Here is a 20,318-nt window from a genome sequence, read left to right on the forward strand (position 1 = left end):
CCGGCCGCCGGGCGCCCGCCGCCGGGGCCGGGTCGCGCCGCATCCGCACCTCGCGGCGCCGGCCCAGCACATCGCCGCTGTCCTCGGTCAGGAGCAGCGTGCCGTGGTTGGAGTCCACCTCCAGCAACCCCTGCGCCAGGAGCTGACGCGCCACGGACCGCCACTCGCCGTCCGACAGGTCCTCGCCCACGCCGAACACGGTGAGCTGGTCGTGGCCCCACTGCGTGATCTTGGGCGTGGCCTTGCCCCGCAGGATGTCCACCACGTGCCCGACACCGAACCGCTGGTTGCGCTCGCGGTCGAGCCGCAACACCGCGGACAGGAGCTTCTGGGCGGCGACCGTGCCGTCCCAGGCCTCGGGCGGGTTCTGGCAGGTGTCGCACGCGCCGCAGGCGCCCGGATGTTCCTGGCCGAAGTAGCGCAGCAGCTGCGCGCGGCGGCACTCGACCGTCTCGCAGAGGGCCAGCATCGCGTCGAGGTGGGACGACAGCCGGCGCCGGTGCGCCAGGTCGCCCTCGGACTCGGCGATCATCTTGCGCTGCTGCACGACGTCGGCCAGGCCGTAGGCGAGCCACGCCGTCGACGGCAGGCCGTCGCGCCCGGCACGGCCCGTCTCCTGGTAGTAGCCCTCGACGGACTTGGGCAGGTCGAGGTGCGCCACGAACCGCACGTCGGGCTTGTCGATGCCCATGCCGAACGCGATGGTCGCGACCATGACCACGCCGTCCTCCCGCAGGAAGGTGGCCTGGTTGGCCGCGCGCACCTGGGCGGGCAGGCCCGCGTGGTACGGCAGGGCGCGGACGCCCTGCTCGGTGAGCTGTTGCGCGGTCCTCTCGACCGACGCGCGCGACAGGCAGTACACGATCCCGGCGTCGCCCTCGTGCTCGGTGCGCAGCAGGTTCAGCAGCTGCTTGAACGGGCTGTCCTTGGGGGCCACCCGGTAGGTGATGTTGGGCCGGTCGAAGCTCGACACGAAGTGCCGCGCCTGGACCAGGCCCAGGCGCTCCGCGATCTCCTCGCGGGTGTGCTGGGTGGCCGTCGCGGTCAGCGCGATGCGCGGCACCCCGGGCCAGCGTTCGGCCAGCGCGCCGAGGCGCAGGTAGTCGGGCCGGAAGTCGTGCCCCCACTGGGACACGCAGTGCGCCTCGTCGATGGCGAACAGCGCGATCGTGCCCTGGTCGAGCAGCCGCGCCGTCGACTCGACGCCGAGCCGCTCCGGGGCCAGGTACAGCAGGTCCAGCTCGCCCGAGCGGTAGGCCTGCTCCACCTGGCGGCGCTGGTCGGCGTCCTGCGTGGAGTTGAGGAACCCGGCGCGCACCCCGAGCGCCTCCAGGGCGTCGACCTGGTCCTGCATCAGGGCGATCAGCGGGGAGATGACCACGCCCGTGCCCCGGCGCACCAGCGCGGGGATCTGGTAGCACAGCGACTTGCCGCCGCCCGTCGGCATCAGCACCAGGGCGTCGCTGCCGCCCGCCACCGTCTCGATGATGTCCTGCTGGTCGCCGCGGAACGAGTCGTAGCCGAACACGTCGCGCAGCACGTCGAGCGGCGTCGGCGCCAGATCGAGCGCGGACGCGCTCCCGTCGAGCTCGGGCGCGGCGGTGTCCGGGTGAGTCATGGCGGCCAGTGTGCCAGCCGACACCGACACCCGCGACGCCCGCGTCTCCCGGGCGGCCGGGTCGCTAGCCGGCGAGCTCCCGCAGCGCCGGCAGCGCCCGCTCCAGCATGTCCGCGGTGGCGGTCAGGCTGATCCGGAAGTGCCCCGGGCGGTCGAACACCGTGCCCGGCAGCACGTACACGCCACGTTCGGCGAGCGCGCCCGCGAAGGCGACGGCGTCGCCGCCGGGCGCGACGCTCCACAGGTAGAACGTGCCCTCGGGCACGGTGAGGTCGTACCCGGCCGCGCCCAGGGCGCCCACCATCAGGTCCCGTCGCCGCGTGAGCTCGGGCACGTCGATCGACACCTTCTCCAGGGCCGGCACCGAGTACTGCATCACCGCGTCGGGGAAGCCCCAGCCCAGGCCCATCTGCAGCGGCACCAGGGCCGAGCGCAGCTCGGCGCGCTCGGCCCCGGGGATCCGCGGCGACAGCGCGAGGTAGCCCAGCCGCTGGCCCGGCGCGAGCAGGACCTTGCCGTAGCTGTAGTCCACCAGGGTCCACGGGTAGCACTCGGCGGGGCTCGTGAAGCCGATCCCGTCGAACCTGATCCGGCGGTAGGGCTCGTCCGACAGCAGCCAGATACGGCGGCCCGTGCGCGCCGACGCCGCCTCCAGCACCGTGGCGAGCTCGTCCAGCCGGTCCCGGCCGTACACCCGGCCGGTCGGGTTGGCGGGCGAGTTCACGACGACGACGCGCGTGCGCGGCGTGATCGCCCGTGCGACCGCCTCGACGTCCAGGTCGAAGCTGCCCGCCGCCAGCGGCGCCCGGACCGGGACGAGGTCGGCGGCCCGGAGCATCGGGGCGTAGAACCAGCCGGGCTCAGGGACCACCACCTCGTCGCCGGCGTCGGCCACCAGCCGGAACGCGACCGCGATGGCCCCGAACGCGCCCTGCGTCATCGCGATGTCCTCCGGCGCGAACGGCACACCCAGCTCCGCGTCCAGGCCCGCCGCGATCGTCTCCCGTGCCGGCGCGAGGCTCGTCTTGTACGCGAACCAGTCCTCGGACCGCGGCTCCACGTTGGCCCGCAGGGCGTCGACCAGTCCGGGCAGCGGCATCTCGTGCGGGTCGCCGAACGTCAGGTCGACGACGCCGGGCTGGCCGTCCAGGGCCCGCAGCGACAGGAAGAACGACGTGACGGGCTCGATCGCCTCCTGCGCCGCGCGAGCCCTCTGGGACAGGGACATGCCGTGCTCCTCCCGCGAGAATCAGGCGGCCCCCTGTGCTCCTCATGATGCCCCCGAACCGCGGAGCGCGACATCGCGCGGCGGGGTGGTCAGCGCCCCAGCTCGGCCGGCAGCAGCTCGAACGTGCGCACGTGGGCCGCGCGGGCGTGCCTGGTCATGTACCCGGCCACAGGCCAGGGCGCGGCGACCTCGGTGTTCTCGGTCAGCACGGCTCCGTCGGGGTCCGGCGTCGCCCGGGTCACCGTGCGCAGCGTGCAGCCTGGTGCGGCGTGCACCGACGACGTCATGACGTCGTCCGCCGAACGCTCCACGCGGGCCGGGAAGCGCAGGGTGTACCGCAGCGGGCCGAGCCGGGGCCGCTCGACGACCTGCCAGTCCTGCCAGGGCCCGTCGGGCCCTGTGCCGCTCGCGACGATCTCGGCGGACACCAGGTAGGGGTGCAGGCCGCGGTGCCGCGCGAGGTCGGTCAGGAAGTCGATGGCCTCGTGCGGGCCGACCGGGACGGAGGTGGTGAGAACGAAGCTGCGGGTTGTCACGCGAGAAGTGTGGCGCACGCGGTTCCCGGGGGGTCAGGCCCGCCGCAGGTCGTCGTACGTGGCCAGGGGCACCAGCCCGGCCGCCGCCTCCGCGATGTGGTGGTCCCCGGCGACCAGGACGTCGGCCTGCAGGGTGGCCACCGCGAGGTACTCGGCCTGGGCGGTGTCCGCCCAGCCGAGCTGCCGCGCGACCTTCCACGCGGTCGCGCGCGAGACCCGGTCACCGAGCAGGCGGATCTTGAGCGTGGCGAGCCGGTCGAGCAGGCGCCGCGCCGCCCGATCGTCCAGGAGGCCGGCGGCCGCGTCGTGGTAGAGCATCGACATGGCGTGGCTCCGCAGCACCACGGGCGCGACCAGCGGCACGTGGGCCCCGGCGCCCGGGTCCTCACGCACCAGCCGCAGCGCGGTGACCGCGTCGATCGCGAACCGGGTCGGCGTCGTCCGCGTCTTCCTCACCGTGTTCGGGCCGCCCGCGGGTCTCTGAGTTGGTCCGTCCATGGGTCAAGGGAACACCCGATCGCTGTCACCCGCCGTCACGGATCGCTGCACCTGCCGGTCAGAGGGACGAGAGGGACGGACGACGAGAGGGGACGAACGAGATGAGCGACATCGCCGAGCGGGAGACCACGGGCGCCCTGGTGCTGCCGGAGGCGGCCGGGCACCGGGCGGTCACGGCGCCGGGGACGGTCGAGGCCGGGTCGGTGCGGGTGCGCGCCTACAGCGCGGGCGTGCTGGTGGCCGACGCCGACCCGCCGCTGCTGGTCTGGGAGCACAGCTACTACCCCCAGTACTTCTTCGCGCCCGACGACGTGCCGGCCGGCCTGCGCCCGGCGGGTCCGGGGCCGAGGTCGCGGAGCCTCGGCGTCTGCGAGCTGTTCGACGTCGTCGTGGGTGACACGGTGCTGACGGGCGCCGCCCGGCGCTACCCGGAGGCACCGGTCGAGGACCTGCGTGACGCGGTGACGCTCGACTGGGCGGCCTTGGACACCTGGCTCGCCGAGGAGGAGGTGATCCACACGCACGCGCGCGACCCGTACGTGCGGGTCGACGCGATGCCGTCCGGCCGGCACGTGCGCGTGGTGGTGGGCGGCGAGGTCGTCGCGGAGTCGCGCCGCCCCGTCGTCCTGGTCCAGACCGGGCAGCCGCCCAGGTACTACCTGCCACGGGTCGACGTGCGGATGGACCTGCTGCGGCCCACCGGGACCGTGAGCTTCTGCGCCTACAAGGGCACGGCCGCGTACTGGAGCGTCGTCGCCGGCGGCAAGGTGCTGCGCGACGTCGCCTGGGGCTACGACACGCCGCTGCGCGAAGGGCTGCGGATCGCCGGGATGGTCTGCTTCTGGCCGGAGAAGAACGCCGACCTGGAGGTCTACGTCGACGGCGACCCGGCGCAACCGGTCCGGCGCCGGTAGCAGGCGGCACGGGCTCGGGCGGCGCGGCAAGATGAGTCCATGCCCGACCCCGCACCCGACCCTGTACCGGCTTCCCCGGAGGTTGTCGCGGGCCTGGCGGTCCCAGGTACGACGGCGGCCGCCGAGGCGACCGAGCGCGTCCGTGGGATGACCACGCCCGCGCTGTTCCAGCACTCCCGGCGCGTGTACCTCTTCGCCCTGCTGCACGCGCGGCGGCTCGGCGTGCGTCCCGACCCCGAGCTGCTCTACGTGGCGGCCTTGTTCCACGACGCGGGCCTGCTGACGCCGTTCTCCGAGGTCGAGCAGCGCTTCGAGGTCGACGGCGCCGACCATGCCGAGGCGTTCCTGCGGGAGCGGGGCTTCTCGGCGTCCGCCGCACGGACCGTCTGGACGGCCGTCGCGCTGCACACCACGCCCGGGATCCCCGCCCGGATGGGGCCGGAGGTCGCGACCCTGAACCTGGGCGTCCTGACCGACGTCGTCGGCCGCGGGCTGGACGTGCTGGACCGCGACCAGGTCGCCGAGATCGTGGCCGCCCACCCGCGCGGGAACTTCAAGGACGACTTCCTGCGCGCCACCGTGGACGGGTTGCGGAACCGGCCGGAGACCGCCAACGGCACCGTGAACGCCGACATCCTGGAACACCTCCTGCCCGGCTACCGGCGCACGACGACGGTCGAGCGCGTGCTCGGCTCGCCGTGGCCGAGCTGACCCGAGTCACGGGACCACGCGACGCACCTCGTCCATCGCCTGGGTACCCAGCACGATCGCCAGTGCGAGCCGCTCGGCGTCCAGAGACCCGGGCTCGCACGTGTAGACCATGATCCGCAGATCGTCGCCGGCCACCACGAGGGTGTCGCAGTCGGTGCGGATGCGCCCCACCTCGGGGTGGTCCACCACCTTCAGCCGCGCCGGTGACTCCTGCGGGGGCAGGTCGATCGCCTCCCACAGCCGTGTGAATTCGGCACTCTGCGCGCGCAGCTCCGACACGAGCCGGCGGAGGCGCGGGTCCGCCGGGTAGCGACTGGCCGTCAGCCGCAGGTCGGCGACCAGGCCCGCGACCAGCTCGGCCTCCTCCTGGTCGGTGTGGACCACCCGGGAAGCGGGCCCGAGCAGGTGCCGCCACACCGCGTTGCGCTCCAGGCCCCGCCACGCCGTGGTCCGGCCCATCAGGGCGTCGTAGGCGGCATTGGCCGTCACCAGGTTCCACATGGCGTCGTGGACGACCGCGGGGTGCCCGTCGAACCGGTCGAGCAGCCGCTGCACGCTGGCCGGGATGCGCCCGGAGACCATGCCGGGCCCCGGCGCCGTCAGCCCGGCGAGCCGGAACAGCAGCTCCCGCTCGGGATCGCTCAGCCGGAGCCCCCGCGCGAGCGCCTCCACCACCTGGTCCGACGGCGCCGTGGCCCGCCCCTGCTCCAAGCGTGTGAGGTAGTCGACCGAGATGCCGGCGAGCTGGGCCAGCTCCTCGCGACGCAGCCCCGCCGCGCGCCGTCGGGCACCGACGGGCACCCCCACCGAGGCGGGGGAGACCCGGTCGCGCCAGTGTCGTACAGCCGGTCCGAGCTCCATGGCCCCCAGTCTGCGCTCCGCTCCTGCTCCTTGTGGTGGCCCTGCCAGTCCTACGACAGGGCGACGACTGCCTCCGGCCGCGCCGGCGGCCCACGATGACCGTATGACGACCTCACGCACCGGAACCGTGCTCATCACCGGACCGACCGGCGGCCTCGGCCGCTCCACCGTCCTGGCGATGGCCCGCCGCGGCCCCGAACACCGGCCCGACCTGCTCCTGGTCGGACGCCCCGGACCCCGCCTGGACGCGATCACCGCCCAGGCCAGGGCGGCAGGAGCCACCGCCCACGCCGTCGGCGCGGACCTGGGAAGCCTCACCGACGTCCGCGCGGCAGCCAAGGAGGCCAGGCGGCTGCTCGACGACGGCGCCGTCCGGCCGCTGCACGCGATCATCGGCAACGCCGGGGTGTCCATGGCCGACACCCACACGGCCTCCGCCGACGGGCACGAGCTCACCTTCGCGATCAACCACCTGGCGCACGCCCAGCTCGTGCACGACCTGGCCGGGGCGCTCGCGGCGCCGGCCCGGATCGTGCTGCTCGGCTCCAACACCTACTACCTGAACACTCCGCGCCGCCTGCTCGGCGTGCCTCCGGCCGCCTGGCGCGACCCGCTGGACCTCGCCCGGCCGACACCGGCCGGGTCGCCGTCCGGCACCCGGGACGCCGGGACCGCCTACTCGAACTCGAAGCTCGCGATCCTGTACTACGCGCACGAGCTGCAGCGCCGGCTGCCCGACGGCGTCGCCGTGTCGGTCTTCGAGCCGGGCTTCATGCCGGGCAGCGGCCTGTCCCGCGACCACGGTCCCGCGATGCAGCGCATCGGGCGTGCGGTCGGCCGCGTCCCCGGCGTCTCGACGCCGGAGCGGTCGGGACCGTTGCTCGCTGCCATGGCGCTGGACGACCGCTGGGCGCACCTGCGCGACGGCGCGTTCGTGGTGAAGACCGCGGAGCGTGAGGTGGAACCTTTCGCGCACGACCGGGACCGTGAGGCGCGGCTCTGGGCGGTCACGGAGCAGCTCCTGGGCTGAGACGAAGCGCCTGGTCGGCCGGTCGCCGGGCCCGGCCTGGGCCGCCGTCACCGGGGTCCGGGCGTCGTCCGGGCGCCCGGTTCCCAGAGCGGCCCAGGTCACACGCTTTTCGATTCGGACCCGACCCGGTCTGCGTGCTATGTTTTTCCACGCACCGGGAAGGCGGAAACGCCGAGAACGGGTCACCTGTCCGGGTGGCGGAATGGCAGACGCGCTAGCTTGAGGTGCTAGTGCCCTTTATCGGGCGTGGGGGTTCAAGTCCCCCTCCGGACACTTTTATCCTCACGCCCTGGTGTGACCAGGGATGACACACTGAGAACGACTCGTGACGCTGCGGTGTCGAGTCGATCTGAACGCCGAGTGCCTTGCAGAGGTCTCGGCGTTCTTTGTTTGTGGCACGGTCAAGGACGCTGAGCGATCCGTTGACGATCCTTCGTGACGAGCGCGGTGGTGATCGCCTCAGCGGTGAGGCCGCTTGCAAAGACGCGAACGAGGTTCTCGAACTACTTTGTAGCCTCGACGATCCGCTTGCGCTGCGTGTCGACCCGCTAGCAGGGACCCGGGTCCTACCGGTGCTGACAGCGCGCCGATCCAAGGGAGACCAGGACGGTGAAGGGCAGTTCGTAGCCGTCGTGGCCGGGGAGCACACTGCCACCGCCCCGCTGGCCGCGCGCCTTGCATGGATCGCTGTTCGCGGAACACGTGCGGGAAGCGTGTTCACGCGCGTACGCTACCCCGGCCGGGCCACCACCGAACCGATTGGCGCACACATCGTCGCCCGGATCGTCCGAGCCCGCGCCGGGTCGCAGGTATCCACGGCAAGCAGGTCGGGGGTCACTCGCTACGTGCCTGACACGCAACCATCGCGGCGATGGCCAGCGTTTCGCTGGACCGGATCGCCGCACGGACTCGGCATCGCGACGTCTCGACCCTGGTCGGACACTAAACGCGGCCGATCGACGCACCCGCCCAACACCTCAAGCCGTCCCCTTGGCCTGTGACCGGCCGGGGTCGGGTAAGACCGGGCTCGCCTGCTCAGACCTTCGGCACCGTGTGCTCGGTCGTTGAGTCCCGCGGTGAGGTGTGGGTGATCTTCGAGAATCACCCGCTCGAGGTCTGAACTTGGTCTTGCTCGCCCCTTGTTGTCCCTTATGTTCCTCCAGGTCTGGTTTGCGGCACCGTTCGGCGCTGCGTCCGTGAGTGGGAGGCGTGGCGATGGCGGTGCGGCTTGGAGCCGGTGGGAGTGACCTGGTCGCTGGTGTGGTTGCGATCGCGCTGGCGGCGGGCGGCACTCTTGCCGTCGAAGCCGTCCGGGCGGAGGGCAACGTCGTGGCCGACTGCTCGGCCTCCTCGGCGCGAACCGAGGTGCTGGCTTTCGAGCTGGCCGAGGCGTGCGGCAAGGACATCGAGATCGAGCCGCTGCGGACCGTGTACGACACGTTCTGGGCGACGCCGAGGCAGACGGTACGGGCTGAGGCATCCTCGGGTGCGGTCCGGACCGATCTCGAGGGCAGCTGGCAGACGACGGACCCGAGCCTCAGCCTCGATGAATCAGGTATTCCGCAGGTAGCCGCGCCGGTCTACGACATGGACCTGGCTGGCGACGTGACAGGCTCCGGTCCGTTCATGACGATGCGCTCCGACGGACTGGCGCTCTCGATGGGTCTGCCAGACGGCCTTGGACTAGGTAGTCCGGAGCTGGATCAGGCGGACGAGTCCCGCGTGATCTATCCAGTCCAGACCTCGGGCGGACAGGAGATCGAGGGCGCTGACCTGATCCTGACGATCCACCCCGACGCCACAGGCTTCACGCCGGTGCTTCGGGTCGAGAACGCAGGTGCGGGTGAGGCCCTGGTCGAAGCGGCTGGTGAAGACGGACTCGGGTTCGTGGTGGACGTCGCGGGCGGCCTCGCGCTGACGGACGAGGCCCCGACCGACCCGAATATGGCCCCCGACCCCGTCCCCGAGGACGGCACGCCTGACGGAGCCTGGGAGGAGCCGTCGTCGGCTGCGCGCTCGACGGACGCGAGCCGGCTCGACGGCGAAGCCGCCATTGCTGCGGCCGACGAGGCTGACGCGGTCGAGGGGTTCTATGCGGTCGATCCGACGGGGACGCTGACATTCACGGGCGCCCCGGCATGGCAGTGGGACTCGGAGATCGATCCGGTTGTGGCTGCCAGGTCGCAGGACGCGACCCAGGAGCTGGCTGTGGTGGACGACGGAGTTGCCACGAACGCTGCTGAGCTCGATCCTGCTGACGTCGCGGAGGTGGGCGATGATGCCGTCGCGTTGGAGACGGTGATCGCGGACGACGGTCGCAGCGCTGTCATCCGGGCTGACCACGAGATGGTCACCGACCAGCATGGGAGCTTTCCTGTCTTCGTCGACCCGGCGGTGTCGGGTAGCCGGCACTCGTGGACCTCGATCAAGGAAGCGTGGCCCACGAGCACGGCCGGTTGGAAGTTCACCGGCTCGTCCGGGGTGGGGTACTGCAACGTCAATCTCGACCTGGTCTGCCAGCGTTCGGGAGTTCAGCGTCTGATCTGGCGGTTCACCGGGATGTCGTTCGTGGGTGCCTTGACGTCGGCCGACGTGGTGAGTGCTTCGTTCCGCGCGTATGGAACCCACTCCTACAACTGCACCAAGACAACGATGCAGTTGTACCGGACGCCCTCGATCAACTCGTCGACCAACTGGTCGAACCAGGCCAGCAGGTGGGACTCGTCGTATCTCCTGAGCAGTACCAGCGATGCCTACTACTCCTCGGCGTGCGGAGGGCCGCACTGGACGGAGTGGGACGCGACCGAGGCAGCCAAGGTCATCGCCCTCAACGGGTGGGACGGCATCCACCTGGGCCTGAAGGGCACGTCGACCTCTGACATGGCCACGTGGAAGAAGCTGCGCTACGACGCACGCTTCTCGGTCGAGTACAACCGTGCGCCGTTGATGCCGTCGGGTCACCAGACGCTGGTCGACGCAGTGAACGTGGGGTGCAGCACCAGCGCATCCGCACCCAAGACCTCACGCTCGCTCCGCCCGTTCTTCAGCGCGATAGGGAACGACAAGGACAAGCAGCAGGTCCGGATGCAGTTCCGGGTGCTGACGGCCGCGGACAACAAGCAGGTCTGGGAGTCGGACTGGTCGACGTGGCAGTCGCCCGGAACCGCTGGGGTCCGGCTGAGCAAGCGCGTCACCGAAGGGAACGAGCTTGCCACCGGCACGACCTACTGGTGGCAGGCGCGAATCCAGGACGCGAGCAATGCCATCACCGGGTACGCCGACTCCAAGCACTGCTATTTCCGGGTCGATATCACCGCCCCTGCGGAGCCAGTAATCACTCCGTTGCGTGATCACCCCGACGCGCAGGCGTACTACGAGACCGACAAGGAGCGCGGCGGTGTCGGCCTGAAGGGTTGCTTCGAGGTCTACGCTCCCTCCACGGATTCCACGACGATCTGGTGGGGCTACGAGACGCGTACGAATTTGGAGAAGGTCGTACTCGACACCACGCGACGCACAGAGTTCTGTATCGCTCCTGGCGGGGCCGGGCCGAAATTCATCTACGCGAAGGTGGCTGACAAGGCGGGCCTGACGTCGGAGGCGGACTTCGATTTCGATGTCGCGGCCGCCCGGGAGGACGGCGTATGGACGTTCGACAACGCCGATGACCGTGGCGAGGACACGGCGGTGTTCGATGCCGATCGCAACGAGTACCTCTCTGCTGGTCAGCTCAGTCTCTCGACCACTCCTGTGTTCTCGGTCGGGCCGCACCAGGAGTTCGGCGCCCGGGACGGTGACTCCGCTCTGACCGCGCGCGGCTCGAAGATCGCGTGGTCCGAGGCGCCGGTGATCGACACCACGAAATCGTTCGTGGTCTCGGCGCACGTGAAGCTGGACACGGATACGGACCCGACCGCGTTCTACACCGCGCTGTCCCAGGAAGCACCGCTGTACAACGGATTCCGGTTGGGCTACCGGCCTAATTCGTGCCCGACGTCGGACGGCGGGTGCTGGATGTTCGGCGTCAACCGGGAGCTCGGAGCGAACAGCCCGGTCTACGCGAGGTCCGCCGTACCGGTGAAGTTCGGGCAGTGGGTGCATCTGCTGGGCGAGTACGACAAGCCCGAGGGGAAGATCCGGCTGTACGTCTGCGATGCCGGTACGCCGGAAGAGCCCGCCGTCGGAGAACCGATCCTGGCTGAGTCAGACATGACGTCGAACCAGCCGGCGTCTCCCGGACGCTTCGTCGTGGGTCGGGGCTTCATCGACGGATCGCCAGCGCACTACTGGAACGGGCCGATCGACAACGTCCGCATCTTCCGCGGCGAGGTCCTGGCCCAGGCCAAGATTCGCCGGCTCTGCCAGGGCGCCGAGGCGTCGTCATATGTCGGTGGCAACGGCGTGGACGACGTCGATCCCACCTGGGGCGACGACGCCGGTGAGAACGAGGTCGACCGGTGAGCGGGCGACGTGGCAGCGACGGGTACGGAACCGGCGGGCGGACTTCGATGAGGGCGGGCATGAGTAGCTATACGGGTGTTGGACGGCCCCGGTGGGTGGCCGCGGGAGTAAGCGTGGTCGCCGGCGTCCTGGTGGCACTCCTCGGGGCTGACCCGGCTACGGCCGCGCCCGCCGTCGGGCAGATCGTCGCGCTGGAGGCGGCCGCGGAAGTCGAGGTCGATACCTTGGAAGCGCGAGCGGCCAACTTCGACAACGCCGAGCGCGAGGTCGAGGAGCAGGTCCCGGCGACGGACCTGACCGCGGAGCCCTGGGAACCCGTGCCCGGGCCATCCGAGGCACCCGAGGAAGTGCTGCCAGAGGCGAACTCGGCTCCGGTCGCTGACGCTCCTGGCGGTGAGGCTGCGACCGAACCGGTCGAGGACGTCCCTGCGGAGCCGGCAGGGCTCACGGCGGCTTCGCTTCGGACGCTCGCCGAGCCTGCTGCTGGCGAGGCGCCGACTGGCCCGACGGCAGTGGATCTGACTGATGGCCGGCAGGAGATCGTGGCGGACGGTGTCGCCATCACTGTCGCTCCTGTCGAGCCCGAGGACAAGGGCACGATTGACGTCGCTGCGGAGACGATCGACACCGAGAATGGTGCCCCGGCCGTTCTGGTCCAGATCGGTGCGGCGACGACACCTGCTGTGGAGGGCAGCTCCGAGAAGGACGCCGGCAACGGTGCGGACGTTGAGCGGTCCGCCGCACCTGACGCCGACGTCGACGTACCCGACGTCGATGAACCCGCCGCAGCTGACGCGGATGAACCTGTCGTGCCCGGGGCCGTCGAGGTCGAGGTCTCGTACGCGGAGCTGGCTGAAAGCCTGGCCGAGAGTGGTCAGACCCCTGGTGGCGACTGGACATCGCGCCTGACCTTGGTCGAGGTGTCGGACTGTGTCGACGAGTCGTCGGACTGCGTCATGACAGCGGTGCGGGGTGCGGTCAACGACGCGGACAGCGCGACCGTGTCCGCACCCGTCGACCTGGCTGCCGGCGAGCCGACCACTCTGATGATGATGGCGGCTGGCTCTGGCGGTGGCGGCGACTGGGGAGCGACGTCACTCGCGCCCTCGGCCTCCTGGGGCGTGGGCGGCAACACCGGTGCCTTCACCTGGTCCTATCCGTTGAAGATGCCGCAGGTCACCGGGCCGGGCCCGCAGCTGGACCTCTCTTACAACTCGGCTGCGTCGGACGGCCGGGTGGCCTCGACGAACAACCAGACCAGCGTGGTCGGGGAGGGCTGGTCGCTGACCGAGTCCTACATCGAGCGCACCTTCGTCCCGTGCGCGGACGACCAGGACGCAGTGGACGGCAAGACGGCGAACAACGCGGACCACACCACCGGTGACATGTGCATCGGTGAGGACAACGCGACGATGGTGCTGAACGGGTCGGCGGTCGACCTGGTCAAGACGGCCGACGGCTGGATGTCGAAGCGCGTCGACGGCACGAAGGTCGAGCGGAAGACCGGTGCCGACAACGGCGACGAGGAGGGCGAGTACTGGCTCGTCACCACCGCCGAGGGCACGAAGTACACCTTCGGACGCGGCAAGCGAGCCTCGGACGGGCTGGCCACGGGCAGCTCGTGGACGATGCCGGTGTACGGCAACCACTCGGGCGAGGCCGGCTACAAGGCATCGGCGGACGGGGGGTTCGCCGCGTCGCGGACTACTCAGACATACCGCTGGATGCTCGAGCACGTCGCCGAGCCGACCGGCGGCACGATGACGTACGTCTACACGAAGGAAACCCGGAAGTACACGTACAACCTGGACGACGGCGCAGCTTCGTACACCGCCGGCGGATACCTCTCCCGGATTCTCTACGGGACCCGGTCAGGTGCCGAGTCGGGGACGGCCCCGGTCCGGGCGGACCTGGAGTACGCCAGCCGCTGTGTCCCCGGCTCTGGCGTCAACTGTGACGCCGGACGGGTCAAGCAGAACCTGGCCGCATGGCCGGACGTGCCGGGTGACCTGCTCTGCTACAAGACCGCGAGCTCGTGCGGGATCGATGCGATCTCGCCCGCCTTCTACACGCTGTACCGGCTCGACCGAGTCGTGACCCGGGTGCACGACGGCAGCGCGTACAAACCGGTGGACTCGTGGAAGCTGAACCAGTCCTTCGTCTCGCCGGGTGACGGTTCACTCGGCGACGGGTCGGGCAAGGTCATGTGGCTCGGCTCGATCCGGCACACTGGTCACGGCGGCACGACGGCGACGTCGGACGACCTGCTGAACAACCCGGTGAAGTTCAGCCGGGAGATGATGGCCAACCGCATCGACTCCGGGACGGACGGCTTGCCGCCGATGTATCGGCCTCGGATGACGGGAGTTCGCACCGAGTCCGGTGCGGTCATCAGCCCGAACTACCGCACCGAGTGTGGTCCGGGGGACGTGCCCGGCGGTTCGGATGCCGCGTTGTCCGGGAACGATGAGTTGTGCTTCCCGGTCGATTGGCAGGGCGAGGACCTGCCGACGGACTGGTTCCACAAATACGTGGTGGACGCTGTGACGCAGAACGGCGCCTCGATCTCGGGGACGAACGAGATCGTCACAGGTTCCGGCGAGGTGGTCACGAAGTACGCCTACTCCGGCGGTGCGAAGTGGGTCAAGCCCACCGGGCCCATGACGAAGAAGGACGAGGTCACCTGGTCGGAGTTCCGCGGGTACCGCACCGTCGTGACGACGGAAGGTGAAGGCTCGCAGGCGTCCTCGACCACCACCAGGTACCTGCGTGGGCTCACTTCCGATGGCGATTTCGAGGTCGGGCCCGCCGGGTACCGCACGACGGTGACCGACCACGAGGCGCATGCCGGCACGGCTGTCGAGGAGATCACGCATGAGGGCGGTAGCGGTGACGACGCTGTGGCCTGGAGCGTGACCGTTCCCAAGGCTCCCGTCATCGCAGCCACGGGAACTGACGGTACGAAGGTGACCCGGCAGGCTGGATCTACGGCCTTCGGGTACGAGATGAACGCCGCCGGGGACGTTGCCATCCGCACCCGGTCTGCCACGTCGACCGACGAGTGGGGTCAGGTGATCCGGGCTGAAGATCTCGGGGACGCGACCACCGCAACCGACGACACGTGTGCGCATATCGCCTACGCCCATAAGACTGACACCGCGCTGGCCGAGGCGAACATGGTTGCCCTCGTCTCCCGTACTCAGACGTACGCGGCGTCGTGCGCCAAGGTGACCGCTGGTGAGGTCTCTCGCCCGGACGACGTGATCAGCGACCAGGCGACTGCGTACAACAGCCTCGGGCTGGTGACGTCGGTGCGTGGGCTGGACCCCGAGCTCGATCGCGCAACCGCGACCGTGGGCGACGGTTCTGGGGCGGGCTACATCACCACCCAGACGCTGGGCTACGACGGCTACGGACGAGTGACCAGCGTCAAGGACATCACGGGCGCCGAGACGACCACTGCGTACTCACCTGCCGCCGCGGTGATCCCCACGACGGTCACGACCACCACACCCGACCCGGACGGCAGCGGCCCCAAGGGCCGGATGTCCTCCTCGGTGACCTTCGACAAGGTCACAGGACTCATGACGTCGAGCAAGGACGCCAACGGTCAGGCGACCAGCGGGACCTATGACTCGCTAGGTCGCCTGCGGACGGTCGTCTACCCGGAGCACGCCGGCCTCTCCCTGCCCTCGGTCGCGTACGAATACACGACGCGCACCAACGGCTTGAACGTCGTGCTGACTCGCACTCTCGGTGCGGACAGCGACGACAAGCCGGTCCAGCACGCCACCGCGGAGTTCTACGACGGGCTGATGCGGGTCTTCCAGACGCAGGACGAGGTACTGGACACCGGCGAGGCCCGGCAGGACGACCCCGCCACACGAGGGCGCCGGGTCACGCAGGTGTTCTACGACACGGCCGGGCGGGTGTGGAAGGAGTCCGGCACCCAGTACGCCACGGGAGTGGTGTCGAACAAGCCCGTCCAGCCGACGCTGGTCGCACCCTCGGCCACGGTCTACTCGTACGACCGTGCCGGTCGCGTCGTCGACCAGATCTTCTACACCGGTGTCGAGGACAACCACCTCTACGAGGAGTCCCGGACGGTCACGCGGTACGACGCCCCGTACACCACGGTCGTCCCGCCCGACGGCGGCACCGCCACGACGACGATGACCGACGGTCGTGGCCGGACCACCGCGCTCTGGGAGCACAAGAGTCGCCCGGCTGTGTCCTCCGACCTGGCGGACGGTCACTGGTACGTGCCGTCGACACTGCCGGGGTTCAACCCGCGGACCCTCGACACGTCGACCTACCAGGCGACGACCTACGCCTTCGACCGCTTCGGCCAGCTCACGTCCATGAAGGACCCGGGCGGCAACAGCTGGACCTATGGCTACGACTTCGGCGGACGCCAGATCAAGGCCACGGACCCGGACGCCGGGACGACGACGACCGAGTACGACCAGGTGGGGCAGGTCTCCCGCACCGTCAACGGGAACGGCAACGCGGCCGGGGCCAGTGACGCGGTCAAGAAGGCCAACACCCTCGTCTACTCCTACGACAACCTTGGGCGCTCCACCCAGGTCGCGGACGGCGCCGGCACGGTGCGCTCGTCGTGGACTTACGACGTCACCCCGGGGCCGGGCGGGAAGCCTGCTCTTGGTCTGGCGTCGAGCTCGACCCGGATCCAGGACCAGAAGTCCTACACGACCAAGGTCGACGCCTACGATGCGGCCTACCGGCCGACGTCGACCACGATGGTGCTGCCGGACGATCTGCCGGGACTGACCGGGCTCTACGAGCGTGAGTTCACGACGTCGTACGAGTACCGGCTCGACGGGTCGGTGCGCCAGCAGGTGCTGCCCGGTGTGACCGCCACCGCGGACGGCGCATCGACTGCCGGTGCTCTGGTGCTGGGCGCTGAGCACGTGACCACGTTCTACGACGACGCCGGCATGCCGGTGTGGATGGGTGGCGGGTTCGGCTGGGGCACCTACGTGGCGGACTCGCAGTTCACCGCTGACGGCAAGCCGCTGGCGATGGACCTGGGCAACACCTACGGCGCGGTCGTCACCTACGACTGGGACTACAAGTCCGGCCGGCTGGACGGGATCAACCTCGACCGGGAGCGGTTCTCCGGGCGGGACGTCGCCATCAGGTATGGGTATGACGACGCGGGCAACGTGCTCTCGATCAGCAACAAGCCGGCTGTCGGGGACCCCGCGAACGGCAACGGGCAGATCAACGATGACAACCAGTGCTTCGACCTGGACGGTCTGGGCAGGCTGGTGGGGGCCTGGACCGACGTCGATGGCACCTGCGCGGCGTCGATCGGTGCGGTGACTCCCGCCGATGTCGGAACTCCCGACAACAGTGCCGCCCCGTACTGGCACGAGTACACCTACGACGCGGTGGGTAACCGAAGGTCGCTCACCGAGCACGTGCTCGACGGTGGCACGAACGTCGTGCGGACGAGTTATCAGCACGCCGGCAGCGGTGCCGGGCCGCACCAGGTGACGTCGATGAGCAAGCAGACCGGTCTGCTGGCGACGATCGACACCGCGCCGCACAAGACCGTAGCGGGGTTCACCTACGACACCGCAGGCAACCAGGCCACGCGGAACTTCTCCGAGCCGGTCGACACCTCGGACCCGGCTCAGGTGGAGGACGACCTCGACGGTGACGGCGCGGTGGAAACCACTCAGCTGCTGGGCTGGGACGGCGAGGGTGAGCTGGCCACCGTCGCGACGAGCGGCGAGGGCACCGAGGGGGAGAACACCACCGAGGCCGGCGAGGCGTCGTACGTCTACTCGGCTGAGGGCGAGCGGATCACGCGCACCGACGCCGCAGGCACGACGGTGTACCTGCCCGGTGGGCAGGAGGTGCACGTCGACCCCGCGGGTGCTGTGGCGGCGACGCGGTACTACAGCTTCGCCGGCCAGACCGTCGCGGTGCGTGACGGTCGGGGTCTCGGGGGTGTCACCTCACTGGTCTGTGACCAGCAGGGCACTCCTGTGGCTGCCGTGCCCAACACGGTGTGGACGCGGGACTCGGTCACGCGGCTGTACACCGATCCGTTCGGCGGCGATCGCACACCGGCGACGACCGACCCGGACACGGGGGAAGAGCTGACCGGTGCCGAGAGGCTGCCCGGCGACCGCCGGTTCCTTGGTGCTGCGGGCGGTATCGAGGACAGCGGCACCGGACTGGTGTTGTTGGGTGCTCGGTACTACGACCCGGTGATCGGGCGGTTCCTGAGTGTGGACCCGCAGCTGGACCCGGGGACGCCGGCGCAGTTCAACGCGTACGTGTACTCCGGGAACAACCCGGTGACGTACTCCGACCCGTCGGGCCTGTCCTGGCTCTCCAACATCGGCAACGGGATCAAGAAGGCCGGATCCGCAGTCGGCGGGTTCGTCAAGAAGCACCAGGCCGCGATCATCGGCGGTGTAGCCGGCGTGGCCGTGTTCGCCGGGTGCATGGCGATCACCGCCGGAGCAGGATCGATCGGCTGTGCTGTCGCCGCTGGCGCGGTCGGTGGTGCGGTCTCGAACCTGTGGCGCACCAAGGTGCAGAAGAAGGAACCCTTCACGTGGAAGGGGTTCATCACAGAGACAGCGTTGGGCGCGGCATCCGGAGCGATCGGCGGCGGAGCACTGGGCGCGATCGCCGGCCGTATCGCACCGACGGCTACGGCCGCGGCGTCGAACGCGATCAGGTCCGTTACGAGTGCCGCTACTCAGCGTGCTACCCAGATGGCGGCCGCAATCTCGCGGAACAAGGCCACGGCTGCGGCGGCGGCTGCGCGACAGCGGATCACGAGTGCTGTGTCGAGCCTGAAGCAGCGCATCAGCGGGGCGGGCTGCTCGTTCGCGGGTTCTACGGGCGTGCTGATGGCGGATGGCACGGTCAAGGCGATCGATCAGGTCGAACCGGGTGACGAGGTGCTGGCGACTGACCCCGAGACGGGTGAGAAGGAGGCCAAGCGCGTCGAGGCGACCCATGGGCACGACGACGTGGTGCTCACCCTCGTACTGATCACGTCCACGGGTGAACGACAAGAGATTCGGACCACGGAGGACCACCCGTTCTGGTCACAGACGGAGCGCGAGTTCCAGCGTGCCGACGAGCTCGACCCGGGCGAGCTGGTGCTGACCGCAGACGGTGGCACGATGGAGGTCCACGCCGTTCTAACCGAGGAGGTGGCATTCGAGCCGGCGTGGAACCTCACGGTCCAGGGGCTACACACGTACTCTGTAGTTGCTGCCGGCGCCGATGTCGACGCCGGGACTACCCGCGGTCCGCCGTCGACGGATGCGACTGCAGTCCTTGTTCACAATTGCCCCGTAGGGGCGAGCTACAGCAGTGATGCCCTCGGGCGACCGAGTGGGATTCAGGCGATCCTGACCAGGAACACTATTGGCGGAAATACCAACCCCGGCGTTCGGCCTCTTGGTTATGACTCCAGTGTTCATCAGGCTGGCCATCTGCATGGGGCGCAACTCGGAGGCTCCAACACCCACCGGTTGAATTTCGTGTCACAGTTCAAGCGGTCCAACAATCCGTGGCAGCGCGCGATCGAGGACGAGGTTCGAGGGGTTGTCGAGGCCGGCGAGGATGTGTTCTACTCGGTAACTCCGATCTATGATGGTGCGGCGGAGGTTCCGCTTGCACTTGTCTTCCGTGCCCGTGGTTCTGGTGGCTATCACTTGGATGTTTCCCTTTTCAACAGGCCGGGTATGCCAAGGCTGTCTAGTTTGAAGCCGCCGCCTGCATCAAGTGGTGGCCTCAGGTTCGGTTGGAGGTAAGGCATGAATCCATACGTCGAAATGCTTGCCGAGGGGGCCAATTTTGCAACCCCTAACGCCTTCGACTGGGGCGAAGTTCGAGACGTGCTTGGTATTGACATTCCACAGGACTTTCGCGAGCTCTTGGAGGCTGGAGGTGGTGGGGTGTGGTTCGACTACGTCACGCTTTATGGCCCAGGGGGCGAATGGGGTGACAACAATCTCCTGGATTCGGTCTACGGTTTCAAAGACCTGCAGGATTTCTGGCGCGGGGGCGGGTCTCCACCCATCGACCCGATGCCAGAGAACGTCCAACTCATTGCGTGGGCGTCAACGGGTGGCGGCGAGGAGATTTATTGGTGGGTTGATGAGTCGATGGCGGACGCCAATTATCCGATAATTATTGGCAGCGAGGAGGGGCAGCGCTGGGAGCGGCATGAGATGGGTGCCGCGGAGTTTCTGTGGAAGATCAAGACGAGACAGGTCGATTCGAGTCTATTCTCTGACGTCTTGCTTGACCTTGACGGCCCGCCATTCAGACCATATGGCGCTTAAGACCGACAAACGGGCAATGTCCTTGATCGCGGCCCCCCGGGGGCAAATCGTGCAGGGCCACAGCATCGGCCTTGGATTCCTCGGGATGGCCTTCATTGGCATAGGTAACAGAGCTC

At 69.4% G+C, this 20,318-nt stretch carries 11 protein-coding genes and 1 tRNA gene; 7 read left to right on the forward strand and 5 right to left on the reverse strand.

Features of this window, described 5'->3' with window-relative positions; translation table 11 throughout:
- The 4 genes from recQ to PROKR_RS11970 all read right to left on the reverse strand — a co-directional run.
- The coding region (recQ, locus tag PROKR_RS11955) for a DNA helicase RecQ (RefSeq protein ID WP_084800407.1) at positions 1–1,618 on the reverse strand (1,618 nt) is incomplete at its 3' end.
- Positions 1,619–1,682: 64 nt separating this feature from the next.
- Positions 1,683–2,846 (reverse strand): aminotransferase class I/II-fold pyridoxal phosphate-dependent enzyme, encoded by a 1,164-nt coding sequence (locus tag PROKR_RS11960; protein WP_036963456.1) that lies wholly within the window; start codon positions 2,844–2,846, stop codon positions 1,683–1,685.
- An 89-nt stretch (positions 2,847–2,935) separates the two neighbouring features.
- Positions 2,936–3,382 (reverse strand): hypothetical protein, encoded by a 447-nt coding sequence (locus PROKR_RS11965; RefSeq protein WP_036963457.1) that lies wholly within the window; start codon positions 3,380–3,382, stop codon positions 2,936–2,938.
- A 33-nt stretch (positions 3,383–3,415) separates the two neighbouring features.
- A complete protein-coding gene (locus tag PROKR_RS11970; protein ID WP_051432909.1) occupies positions 3,416–3,880 on the reverse strand; it encodes a hypothetical protein in 465 nt (154 codons plus the stop codon).
- 101 nt (positions 3,881–3,981) lie between these two features.
- Between PROKR_RS11970 and PROKR_RS11975 the strand changes: the two genes are divergently transcribed.
- Positions 3,982–4,794, forward strand: a complete 813-nt coding sequence (locus tag PROKR_RS11975; RefSeq protein WP_036963461.1) for a DUF427 domain-containing protein — start codon at positions 3,982–3,984, stop codon at positions 4,792–4,794.
- A gap of 39 nt (positions 4,795–4,833) precedes the next feature.
- Positions 4,834–5,505 (forward strand): HD domain-containing protein, encoded by a 672-nt coding sequence (locus tag PROKR_RS11980; protein WP_051432910.1) that lies wholly within the window; start codon positions 4,834–4,836, stop codon positions 5,503–5,505.
- 6 nt (positions 5,506–5,511) lie between these two features.
- On the opposite strand, the gene PROKR_RS11985 is transcribed toward PROKR_RS11980, so the two are convergent.
- A complete protein-coding gene (locus PROKR_RS11985) occupies positions 5,512–6,366 on the reverse strand; it encodes a helix-turn-helix transcriptional regulator (protein WP_036963463.1) in 855 nt (284 codons plus the stop codon).
- Positions 6,367–6,469: 103 nt separating this feature from the next.
- Between PROKR_RS11985 and PROKR_RS11990 the strand changes: the two genes are divergently transcribed.
- From PROKR_RS11990 to PROKR_RS12010, 5 genes are all read left to right on the forward strand, one after another.
- Positions 6,470–7,396 carry an SDR family NAD(P)-dependent oxidoreductase gene (locus PROKR_RS11990; RefSeq protein ID WP_036963464.1) on the forward strand — a complete coding sequence of 309 codons (927 nt, stop codon included), beginning with the start codon at positions 6,470–6,472 and terminating at the stop codon, positions 7,394–7,396.
- Positions 7,397–7,584: 188 nt separating this feature from the next.
- A tRNA-Leu gene (locus PROKR_RS11995) sits at positions 7,585–7,669 on the forward strand.
- A 942-nt stretch (positions 7,670–8,611) separates the two neighbouring features.
- Positions 8,612–11,857 (forward strand): LamG-like jellyroll fold domain-containing protein, encoded by a 3,246-nt coding sequence (locus PROKR_RS12000; RefSeq protein ID WP_245605803.1) that lies wholly within the window; start codon positions 8,612–8,614, stop codon positions 11,855–11,857.
- A 512-nt stretch (positions 11,858–12,369) separates the two neighbouring features.
- The gene (locus PROKR_RS12005) at positions 12,370–19,668 is read left to right on the forward strand and encodes an RHS repeat-associated core domain-containing protein (protein WP_169736397.1); all 7,299 of its coding nucleotides are present in this window, start codon (positions 12,370–12,372) and stop codon (positions 19,666–19,668) included.
- A 3-nt stretch (positions 19,669–19,671) separates the two neighbouring features.
- Positions 19,672–20,202 (forward strand): SMI1/KNR4 family protein, encoded by a 531-nt coding sequence (locus PROKR_RS12010; protein ID WP_157602028.1) that lies wholly within the window; start codon positions 19,672–19,674, stop codon positions 20,200–20,202.
- Positions 20,203–20,318 lie beyond the last annotated feature (116 nt).

This window comes from Promicromonospora kroppenstedtii DSM 19349, assembly GCF_000515355.1.
In the GTDB taxonomy this organism is placed as follows: Bacteria; Actinomycetota; Actinomycetes; order Actinomycetales; family Cellulomonadaceae; genus Promicromonospora; species Promicromonospora kroppenstedtii.

Excerpts from the sequence above, each read along its gene's own strand:
- PROKR_RS11960 (WP_036963456.1), bottom strand. The coding sequence starts at position 2,846 with ATGTCCCTGTCCCAGAGGGCTCGCGCGGCGCAGGAGGCGATCGAGCCC.
- PROKR_RS11970 (WP_051432909.1), bottom strand. The coding sequence starts at position 3,880 with ATGGACGGACCAACTCAGAGACCCGCGGGCGGCCCGAACACGGTGAGG.
- PROKR_RS11975 (WP_036963461.1), top strand. The coding sequence starts at position 3,982 with ATGAGCGACATCGCCGAGCGGGAGACCACGGGCGCCCTGGTGCTGCCG.
- PROKR_RS11980 (WP_051432910.1), top strand. The coding sequence starts at position 4,834 with ATGCCCGACCCCGCACCCGACCCTGTACCGGCTTCCCCGGAGGTTGTC.
- PROKR_RS11985 (WP_036963463.1), bottom strand. The coding sequence starts at position 6,366 with ATGGAGCTCGGACCGGCTGTACGACACTGGCGCGACCGGGTCTCCCCC.
- PROKR_RS11990 (WP_036963464.1), top strand. The coding sequence starts at position 6,470 with ATGACGACCTCACGCACCGGAACCGTGCTCATCACCGGACCGACCGGC.
- PROKR_RS12000 (WP_245605803.1), top strand. The coding sequence starts at position 8,612 with ATGGCGGTGCGGCTTGGAGCCGGTGGGAGTGACCTGGTCGCTGGTGTG.
- PROKR_RS12010 (WP_157602028.1), top strand. The coding sequence starts at position 19,672 with ATGAATCCATACGTCGAAATGCTTGCCGAGGGGGCCAATTTTGCAACC.